The following is a 9,496-nucleotide window of genomic DNA, read 5'->3' as shown; positions in this document are numbered from 1 at the left end:
GTCCCCTCGCCGGTGCCCTAGCCGGCCGCCGGTCCCCTCGCCGGGGCCGTCACCGCCACCAACGCTCGAGGATGCGGGCTACCCCGTCCTCGGTGTTGGTGGCGGTGACCTCGTCCGCGGCCGCCTTCGTGTCCGGGTGCGCGTTCTCCATCGCGACCCCGTGGCGCGCCATCGACAACATCGGGATGTCGTTGGGCATGTCCCCGAACGCGACGATCCCGTCGGCCGCCACCCCCAGGTGCTCGGCCATCAGCTGCAGGCCCGACGCCTTCGTCACCCCCGAGGCGGAGATCTCGATCAGGCCGTTGTCCGTGGAATAGGTGACGTCCACCAGGCCGCAGAGCTGCGGGGCCAGCGCTTCGGCCATCTCGTGGCTCGTCGCCGACGCCATCCGGATCAGCAGCTTCACCGCCGGCTCGGCGATCACCTCGTGGTCGGCGAGCTCGGTGTTGTCCGGATTCAGCCACGCATGCTCGTAGCCGGGGGCGCTGACGAACTGCGGCGTCGCGGCGTCGTGGGCGCTCGCCCCGATCCGCTCGGCGGCCAGACCGCAGCCGGGCAGCACGCTGTTGGCGACGTCGGCAACCCAGGCCAGCTCGTCCGCGGAGAGCACGGCGGCGCTCAGGACCCGGTCGGCGGCGCTGTCGTAGAGCACCGCGCCGTTGGCGCACACCGCCATGGGCGCGAAGCCGAGTTGCTCGATCACCGGCGGAATCCATCGCGGCGGACGGCCGGTGGCCAGGACGAACGGCGTCCCGGAGGACACCACGGCCTGCACCGCCGCGCGGGTACGGTCCGAGACGCGCTCCTCGTCGTCGATGAGGGTGCCGTCGACGTCGGTGGCAACCAGGCTCGGCAGATCTCGGCTCACTTCGCCATTGTGCCGGTCCGCCGCGACACGGCGCATCCGGACGACCCGGGCGTCACCGCGCCGCGGGCCTCACCGCGGCTGTCGTCGTCACCGGTCGGTGCCGGCATCCTTCTGCGCCCGGCGGGCCTTGCGCGCGGCGGTGTCGGCGTCGTCGAGCGCCGTGGCCTCCGCGAGCGTGGGCGCGGTGCCGCCGAGCCGGGCGGGCACCCAGTACGCACCGGCTTCGTGGACGTAGCTGCCCTGCAGTTCCCGCAGCATGCGCTCCATCGTCTCGTGCAGCTCCGCGGTCAGCTCCGACGCCGACGCGTTCGGCGCGATGGGCTCGCCGACGGCGATCGAGATCGGCGTCTTCGTGCGGCCGAGGCGCTTGGGGTGCCCCTTCGTCCACACCCGCTGGGACCCCCACATCACCACGGGGATGATCGGCACGTCCGCCTCCAGCGCCATCCGCGCGGCACCCGTCTTGAAGCCCTTGATCTCGAAGCTGCGGCTGATCGTGGCCTCGGGGAAGACCCCGACCAGCTCGCCCGCACGCAGCGCCGCCACCGCCGCGCGGTAGGAGTCGGCGCCGTCGGCCCGGTCGACGGGGATGTGCTTCATGGCCCGCATCAGGGGACCGGAGATCTTGTGGTCGAAGACCTCCTTCTTCGCCATGAACCGGATGTAGCGCTTGGAGGTGCGGGCGGGCAGGCCCGCGTAGGTGAAGTCCATGTAGCCGACGTGGTTCATGGCGATCACGGCGCCACCGACGGCGGGGATGTTCTCGGCGCCGGTGACGGTGAACTTCAGTCCCTGCGCGGCGAAGACGGTCCGGGCGAGGCCGATGACGGTCCGGTAGAAGGGTTCCACAGTCGGTCAGAGTAGCCGGATCGGCGGCTGCGGGCTCCGCCCGATGTCCGCCGCCCGCCCGATTCGGGATCAAAGGCCCGTATCCGGCCCGGGTTCACCGCCTGGGCGCGGCGCCGCACCGGCGTCCCCCTACGCTGGGTGGTACGTCGGTCAGCACGTCAGGAGGCAACGAAGTGCAGATCACCAGCGTCGGACACGCCGGGTTCCACATTCAGACCGCAGCGGGATCGATCCTGTGCGATCCGTGGGTCAACCCCGCGTACTTCGCGTCGTGGTTCCCCTTCCCGGACAACACGCAGTTGGACTGGGACAAGCTCGGCGACGTCGACTACCTGTACGTCTCGCACCTGCACAAGGACCACTTCGACCCGGAGAACCTGAGCAAGCACGTCAACAAGGACGCGACGGTGCTGCTGCCCGACTTCCCGGTCCCGGACCTGCGCCGCGACCTCGAGCAGCTCGGGTTCACGAAGTTCCTCGAGACGACCGATTCCGTCAAGCACACCGTCAGCGGCCCCAAGGGCGACCTCGACGTCATGATCATCGCCCTGCGCGCGCCCGCGGACGGGCCGATCGGCGACTCCGGCCTCGTCGTCTCGGACGGCGAGACCACGGTGTTCAACATGAACGACGCCCGCCCGGTCGAGATGGACTCGATGCTCGAGGCGTTCGGTCGGATCGACGTCCACCTGCTGCAGTACTCGGGCGCGATCTGGTACCCGATGGTCTACGACATCCCCAAGCGCACCAAGGCGAACTTCGGCAAGCAGAAGCGCCAGCGCGGCATGGACCGCTGCCGCAGCTACATCGACCAGGTCGGCGCGACGTGGGTGGTCCCGTCGGCCGGGCCGCCGGTGTTCCTCGATCCGGCGCTGCGCCACCTCAACGACGACCACGGCGACGAGGGCAACATCTTCCCCGACCAGATGGTCTTCCTCGAGCAGATGCGCCTCCACGGCAACGACGGCGGCGTGCTGATGATCCCCGGTTCGGTGCTCGAGGTGCACGGCAGCACGTCGATGACGCTGACCCACCCGATCCCGGACGCCGACGTCGAGCGGATCTTCACCGACAAGGCCGCGTACATCGAGGAGATGGCGCAGCGCCTGGCCCCGGTGCTCGAGGCCGAGAAGGCGACGTGGGCCCCCGCCGAGGGCGAGCCGCTGCTCGGCCCGCTCAAGGCGAAGTTCGAGCCGATCATGGCGCAGTCCGATCTGATCTGCGACGGCATCGGCTACCCCGTCGGCCTGGTGATGGGCGAGGAGACGGTCGTGCTGGACTTCCCCAAGCGGGTCGTCCGCGAACCCATCGAGGGAGAAGGCAAGTACCGCTACGGTTTCCGCATCGCGCCGGAGCTGGTGCGCACGGTCCTGCGCGACGACGAGCCGGACTGGGTGAACACCATCTTCCTGTCCACCCGCTTCGAGGCGTGGCGTGTGGGCGGCTACAACGAATTCCTCTACACGTTCTTCAAGTGCCTCACCGACGAGCGGATCGCCTACGCGGACGGCTGGTTCGCGGAGGCCCACGACGATTCCGCGTCGATCGAGCTGGGCGGGTTCGAGATCCAGCGCCGCTGCCCGCACCTGAAGGCCGACCTGTCGAAGTTCGGTGTCGTCGAGGGCACCAGCCTCACCTGCAACCTGCACGGCTGGCAGTGGGACCTCGTGACCGGCCGCTGCAAGACCTCCCGCGGTCACGAGCTGCGCTCCCGCAAGCTCTGACCCCCCGTCGCGTGGGTGTGACCGAATGTCACATGGGTTCAGTTCGATCGAACGCGTGTGACATTCGGCCGCAGCACGTTCGGCAACAGTGCCGGCACGGCGAGCACCAGCGCCCCCATCGCGACGAGGGCATACGGCCACCACTGCCGCTCGGCGGTCGTCTCCACCGCCGCCGCGACGTCGCCCGACGACGCCGGGGCCGGCGACTTCGGCAGCGCGGCCGTCGCTTCCCGCACGTTGTCCGAGACTCCCTCGATCACCCCGGTGACCGGGCCGACGCCGTCCACGAGCTGTCCGGTGCCGTCGACGAGCTGCCGGCCGCCGTCGTCGAGGAGCATCAGCCCGTCGCGTAGCTGCCGCGAGCCGTCGGCGGCCTGCACCATGCCGGCGACGAACTGCGCGTCCGGGTCGCTCAATTCGTAGGCGAGCTGCCGCGCGCCGCCGCGCAGCTGCTCGAGCTGCGCGAGCGTCTCCGGGCCGAGCCCCTCGGTGTTCAGCCGTCCGACGAGCCCGTCGAGCCGGGCGGCGGCCTCCTGGGACACCGGGTCGGGCGACTGCCGCAGGGTGCCGGCGACGACGGTCAGCTGCTCGGTCACGCCCGCCTGCATCTCCCCGAAGCCGGTGAGCCGGTCGACGACCTGGTCGACGCCATCGCTGACCTGGGTCGCACCGTCGCCGAGCAGGCCCACCCCGCCCTGGAGCTGACCGAGCCCGTCGGCGAGCTGCTGCCCACCCGCGCTGGCCTGCGCGAGCCCGTCGGCGAGCTGGTGGGCGCCGTCGTCGAGCTGGCGGCTGCCGTCGGTGAGCTGCCCGACCCCACCGCCGAGAAGCGCGAGCGGCAACCCGGCCTGCTGCAGGTTGTTGCGGGTGCCGGAGAGCGGGTCGCCGGTCGCGGCGGGCGGTGCGTCGGCCGGCGTCGCGACGGCGGGCGCGTCGGCGTACGCGAAGGCGGAACCGGTACCGATCAGGCCGAGACCGGCGGCGACGAACAGGGCGGGGACGAGACGAGCACGCATGGCGGAGGACGTTAGTCCGGCGAATTAAGAGGGGACTGAGACGGCGGCAGCCACCGCACCGCCGCGACGGCCAGGCCGAGCAGGGGCACCGCCCACGCGGCGAGCACCGCCGCCAGCGGCAGCCAGACCGTTCCGAGCGCGAAGCCGGCGTAGACCGCCACCGACGCGACCTCGCCGACGAGGCCCGACACCGACGTCACGGTCGCGCGGGCGGTCCCGCTCATCGCGTCCTGCATCCGCGCCTCGGCGACGATCATCGCGTTGTGCAGGGCGCCGTAGCCGATGCCGATCGCCACGAATCCCGCCGCGCCGCCGAGCGCGGCACCCGCCGCCAGCAGCACACCCCCGGCGGCGATCACCGCCCCCATGGCGCGACCGGTCATTGCCGCGGTGCGGCCGGCCGTCGCGGCGCCGAGCACCTGTCCCGCAACGGTGATCGCCACCAGCACCGGCGCCGCGGACGTGCTCGAGCCACCCTCGCGCGCCAGCAACGCGAAGTACTCCTCGAACGCGAGGCACGCCGACAGCAGCGCCGCGAGCAGCACCGCGCGGCGCACCACGGCGCTGCGTCGCGCCTCGCTCGTCCCGGCGTGCAGCACCGCCAGGTAGCGGGTCACGAAAGCGCCTGGAACGGCGCCTGTCTCGTCCGCCGAGGCGTGACGGGGGGCGGCCGGCAGGGTGAGGACGAGCAACCCGTTGCCGACGGTGATCGCCACCGACAACCACCCCACCGTCGCGTAGCCGCCCACCGCGAACAGCGGCGCGGCCGACAGCGTCGCGACGAGGACGCACAGCGTCTCGCCGGCGTTCGCGTAGCCCAGTACCGCCGGATACCGGTGCGCCGCCCCGCGTGCGGACAGTTCGTCGTACACCAGGGCCTCGAACGTCCCGGACTTCAGCGACTCGCTGATCCCCCACGCCACGAAGCCCGCCGCGAACCCCCAGTAGCCCGGGAACAGCAGCCACAGGGTGAAGCCCGCGGTGAACAGGACCGCGCTGAGCAGCAACAGGCCCCGGCGGGACACCGTGTCGGCCCACGCGCCCGACGGCACCTCCGCGACGAACGCCACGACGGACCACAGCACGAAGAGCGACGAGATCTCGCCCGTACCGAGGCCGTGGTCCTCGAACAGCAGGGCGTACAGGCCGTAGAGCGGCACGAGTTCGCGGGTGGCCGCGTACGCCACCACACGAACGGTCAAGGAAGAGGCGGAGCCGGATCAACATCGGTGGCGCATGGCTCCAGGGTGGCACGCGCGGACGGGTTTGTCACCGCGCGATACGGTCGGCGGGTGACCGAACGCCAGCGCACCTACACGTGGGACGACCCCGCCCCGACGTCCGCCGCGAACCGCGACATGCAGGGCCTCGACTTCCTGCGCGGCCTGATCGACGGCTCCATCCCGCACCATCCGACGTCGCGCACGCTCGGCTTCCGGGTGACCGACGCCCGCGAGGGCTGGGTGGAGGTGAGCATGGAACCGCAGGAGTTCCACGCCAACGCGGTGGGCAGCGTGCACGGCGGCGTGATCGCGACGATGTTCGACACCGCCATGGGGTTCAGCGTGTCGAGCACGCTCGAGGCCGGTGTCGGGTACACGACCCTGGACCTGCAGGTGCGGTATCTGCGGCCGGTCCAGGCCGGCAACGGCGTCGTCCGCGTGCACGGCATCTGCGAGTACAGCGGCCGTCGCACCGCCACCGCCCGCGGCGAGGCCCGCGACGAGAACGACCGGTTGCTCGCGACCGCGTCGACCACCTGCCTGATTCTGCGCTGACAACCGTCGCCGGACCCGCACACTGAAGTGCATGAGCGTGGAACGCATCGCACTGGACCGCTTCTTCACCCTGTACGGAGAGGCGCTCGCCGGGTTCGACGCCGACGCATCGGCCGCGCTGTGGGGTGAACCGGGCACGATTCTGACGGATTCGTTCGCCGGATCGCTGGCGAACCGGAAGGAGATCACCGAGGCGCTCACGCAGAGCAACGAGACCTACCGGAAGCACGGCCTCGCCGGTGTGGGGCACGAGTTGCTCGACCTCTCCCCGGTCACCGACAAGATCGTGCGGGCCCGGGTGCGCTGGTCGTTCCGCGACGCGAACGACGCCGTGATGGCCACCAGCGACTACGAGTATCTGCTGCGCGACGACCCCGACGGCCTGCACGCGTACGTGGCCGTCGGCTGCGACCCGGGTAGCTGAGGGCGTCGGCCCTCCCGGGCGGGGTGACCGAATGTCACATGCGTTCGATCCGAGCGAACCCATGTGACATTCGGCCGCCACCCCACGCGGCGGAACGCCTCAGGCCGGCGGTTCGAGCACCTCACGCCCGACGAACGGCACGAGCGCCGACGGAACGCGCACGGACCCGTCGGCCTGCTGGTGGTTCTCGAGGATCGCGACGAGCCAGCGGGTGGTGGCGAGCGTGCCGTTGAGGGTGGCGGCGATCTGCGGCTTGCCGTTCTCGTCGCGGTAGCGCACGCCGAGGCGACGAGCCTGGAAGGTGGTGCAGTTCGACGTGGACGTCAGTTCCCGGTAGCGCTCCTGCGTGGGCACCCACGCCTCGCAGTCGAACTTGCGGGCCGCCGACGAGCCGAGGTCACCGCCCGCGACGTCGATGACCCGGTACGGCACCTCGATCGCGGCGAGCATGTCGCGCTCCCACGCGAGCAACCGCTGGTGTTCGGCGGTGGCGTCCTCGGGCTTGCAGTAGACGAACATCTCCACCTTGTCGAACTGGTGGACCCGGATGATGCCGCGGGTGTCCTTGCCGTAGCTGCCGGCCTCGCGGCGGAAGCACGACGACCAGCCCGCGTACCGCTTCGGACCGCCCGACAGGTCGAGGATCTCGCCGGAGTGGTAGCCGGCGAGCGGCACCTCCGACGTGCCGACGAGGTACAGGTCGTCGTCGGCGAGGTGGTAGATCTCGTCGGCGTGGGCGCCGAGAAAGCCGGTGCCCTGCATGATCTCCGGCCGCACGAGCACCGGGGGGATCATCATCTGGAAGCCGTTGGCGACGGCCCGCTGGGCGGCGAGCTGCAGCATGCCGAGCTGCAGCAGCGCGCCGTAACCGGTGAGGAAGTAGAACCGGGCGCCGGAGACCTTCGCGCCGCGCTCCATGTCGATCAGTCCGAGCGATTCGCCGAGGGTCAGATGGTCCTTCGGCTCGAAGTCGAAGGTGGGCAGCTCACCGACGGTCTCGAGGGTGACGAAGTCGTCCTCCCCGCCGGCGGGGGCGCCCTCCTGCACGATGTTGGAGATCGCCAGGTGCGCGCGCCCGAGCGCCTCCTCGGCGGCCTGCTGCTCGGCCTCGAGCTTCTTGACCTTCGCGGCGAGTTCCTTCGCACCGTCGAGCAGCGCGGGCCGTTCCTCCGGGGACGCCTGCCCGACCTTCTTGCCCAGCGCCTTCTGCTCGGCGCGGATGTTGTCGCCGGCCAGCACCGCGGCACGGCGGGCCGCGTCGGCCTCGAGCAGCGCGTCGACGAGACCGGGGTCCTCGCCTCGGGTGCGCTGCGAGGCACGGACGGCGTCGGGGTTCTCGCGGAGGAACTTGAGGTCGATCACGAGGTCACAGCCTACTCGGCGCCGTCTACGGCCGATTCCGACCTACTGTGCCCACAGTTGCAGGCAGTCCTCGCGTTGGAACATCCTCGCCGAGTCCACGGCGTTCGGATGTCCGGCGTAGGGGTCGGCTCCGGCGTCGGTGAGCACCCGCACGACGTCGATCGCCCCTTTGAACACGGCGCCGGCGATCGGCGACTGCCCGCGGTCGTTGAGCCGGTCGACGTCGGCGCCCCGTTCGATCAGGGTCCGCACCGCGTCGGCGTGACCGTGGTAGGACGCCAGCATCAGCAGGGTGTCGCCCTTCTCGTTGCACAGGTTCACCGGCACCCCGGCGTCGACGTAGGCGGCGAGCGTCTCGACGTGCCCGGCGCGGGCGGCGTCGAACAGGCGCTGCGCGATCTCCTGGACTTCGGGATCGATGGGCTCCGTCATGTGCACCGAAGTTACCCGGGGCGCCGCGCCCAGGCATGATGGACGGTGATGGCCGAGGAGAGTGAGCAGCAGTCCGATCGGACGACACCGTCCGCGTCGCGGGTCCGGGGCGCCCCGTCCGCGAAGCTGACCCGTCGCGCCTTGATGCTGGTTGCGGCGGGCGCGGTACTCGCGGCGCTCGTCACCGCGGTGGTGGCGGGATTCGGCGGGTCCGACGACGAGCCCGGCGGTTCGACGAGTGCCGTCGTCACCACCGGCGCCGTGGCCGGCGAGGCCTTCGGCACAGCCGTCGCAGGCGACTGCCTGACCTGGACGGAGATCGATGCGAGCGACCTCGCGAAGGTGGACTGCGCCGAGTCGCACCTGTTCGAGGTGGTGAAGGACATCGACCTGAGCGTCTACCCGGGCGCCGAGTGGGGTCCCGGGTCGCGCTTCCCGTCGGTGCTGCGTTTCACCGAACTGCGCGACGAACTGTGCGCACCTGCCGCGATGAACTACCTCGACGGCCGGTTCGACCCGCACGGCAAGTTCAGCGTGGGCCTGATCAACCCCGGTGAGGCGGGCTGGGCGGCCGGTGAGCGGACGCTGCGCTGCGGCCTGCAGTTCTCCTCCACCACAGGCAACCTGCTGCCGATCAAGGGCACGGTCGCCGACCAGGACCAGTCCAAGGTCTGGGACGTGGGCACGTGCATCGGCATCAACAACGGGGTGCCGGCGGACCCGGTGGACTGCGCCCAGCCGCACGCCTTCGAGGTGATCTCCGTGGTGGACCTGTCCGGCCAGTTCCCCGGCGGTCTGCCGAGTGTCGAGGACCAGGACAAGTACCTCGAGGGGACGTGCACCGAGAACGCCAACGCCTACCTGGGCAGCCCCGACGCGCTGCGCAACAAGACCCTCACACTGTTCTGGGACAACCTGGACTTCGACAGTTGGCTGGCGGGCAGCCGCAAGGTCAACTGTTCGGTGGGCAAGCAGGTCGAGGGCGGCGGATTCGCGTCGGTCACCGGCACGGCCGCGGGCGACATCCTCATCGACGGCCA

General features: G+C 70.9%; 10 protein-coding genes. 4 read left to right on the top strand and 6 right to left on the bottom strand.

Going from position 1 to position 9,496, the window contains the following annotated elements:
* Positions 1–49 precede the first annotated feature (49 nt).
* Entirely contained in the window at positions 50–871 is an 822-nt protein-coding gene (locus CQZ88_RS05385) for a Cof-type HAD-IIB family hydrolase (RefSeq protein WP_029547012.1), read from the bottom strand.
* A gap of 87 nt (positions 872–958) precedes the next feature.
* Positions 959–1,720: a 1-acyl-sn-glycerol-3-phosphate acyltransferase gene (locus CQZ88_RS05380; protein WP_006944520.1), complete on the bottom strand. Its 762-nt coding sequence runs from the start codon at positions 1,718–1,720 to the stop codon at positions 959–961.
* Between the two features lie 173 nt (positions 1,721–1,893).
* Here CQZ88_RS05380 and CQZ88_RS05375 point away from each other — a divergent pair, with 173 nt between their 5' ends.
* Positions 1,894–3,444: an MBL fold metallo-hydrolase gene (locus tag CQZ88_RS05375; RefSeq protein ID WP_006944523.1), complete on the top strand. Its 1,551-nt coding sequence runs from the start codon at positions 1,894–1,896 to the stop codon at positions 3,442–3,444.
* Positions 3,445–3,482: 38 nt separating this feature from the next.
* Here the strand turns inward: CQZ88_RS05375 and CQZ88_RS05370 are convergent, their stop codons facing one another.
* Together CQZ88_RS05370 and CQZ88_RS05365 are read right to left on the bottom strand one after the other, a co-directional pair.
* Positions 3,483–4,460, bottom strand: a complete 978-nt coding sequence (locus CQZ88_RS05370; RefSeq protein WP_102799357.1) for a hypothetical protein — start codon at positions 4,458–4,460, stop codon at positions 3,483–3,485.
* An 11-nt stretch (positions 4,461–4,471) separates the two neighbouring features.
* Positions 4,472–5,650: an MFS transporter gene (locus CQZ88_RS05365; protein WP_102799356.1), complete on the bottom strand. Its 1,179-nt coding sequence runs from the start codon at positions 5,648–5,650 to the stop codon at positions 4,472–4,474.
* Positions 5,651–5,818: 168 nt separating this feature from the next.
* Here CQZ88_RS05365 and CQZ88_RS05360 point away from each other — a divergent pair, with 168 nt between their 5' ends.
* Both CQZ88_RS05360 and CQZ88_RS05355 read left to right on the top strand, forming a co-directional pair.
* Entirely contained in the window at positions 5,819–6,238 is a 420-nt protein-coding gene (locus tag CQZ88_RS05360) for a PaaI family thioesterase (protein WP_202917463.1), read from the top strand.
* 31 nt (positions 6,239–6,269) lie between these two features.
* Entirely contained in the window at positions 6,270–6,662 is a 393-nt protein-coding gene (locus tag CQZ88_RS05355; protein WP_102799355.1) for a hypothetical protein, read from the top strand.
* A gap of 99 nt (positions 6,663–6,761) precedes the next feature.
* Here the strand turns inward: CQZ88_RS05355 and serS are convergent, their stop codons facing one another.
* Together serS and CQZ88_RS05345 are read right to left on the bottom strand one after the other, a co-directional pair.
* On the bottom strand, positions 6,762–8,024 hold the full coding sequence (gene serS, locus CQZ88_RS05350; RefSeq protein WP_029546990.1) for a serine--tRNA ligase: 1,263 nt from the start codon (positions 8,022–8,024) through the stop codon (positions 6,762–6,764).
* Positions 8,025–8,066: 42 nt separating this feature from the next.
* On the bottom strand, positions 8,067–8,456 hold the full coding sequence (locus tag CQZ88_RS05345; protein ID WP_043798768.1) for an ankyrin repeat domain-containing protein: 390 nt from the start codon (positions 8,454–8,456) through the stop codon (positions 8,067–8,069).
* A gap of 48 nt (positions 8,457–8,504) precedes the next feature.
* Between CQZ88_RS05345 and CQZ88_RS05340 the strand changes: the two genes are divergently transcribed.
* The coding region (locus CQZ88_RS05340; RefSeq protein ID WP_102799354.1) for a septum formation family protein at positions 8,505–9,496 on the top strand (992 nt) is incomplete at its 3' end.

It is taken from the genome of Rhodococcus sp. ENV425 (assembly GCF_002887785.1).
Classification (GTDB): domain Bacteria; phylum Actinomycetota; class Actinomycetes; order Mycobacteriales; family Mycobacteriaceae; genus Rhodococcus; species Rhodococcus aetherivorans.
The sequence above is the reverse complement of the archived record's forward strand: the minus strand, read 5'-3'. Positions and strand labels throughout refer to the sequence as shown.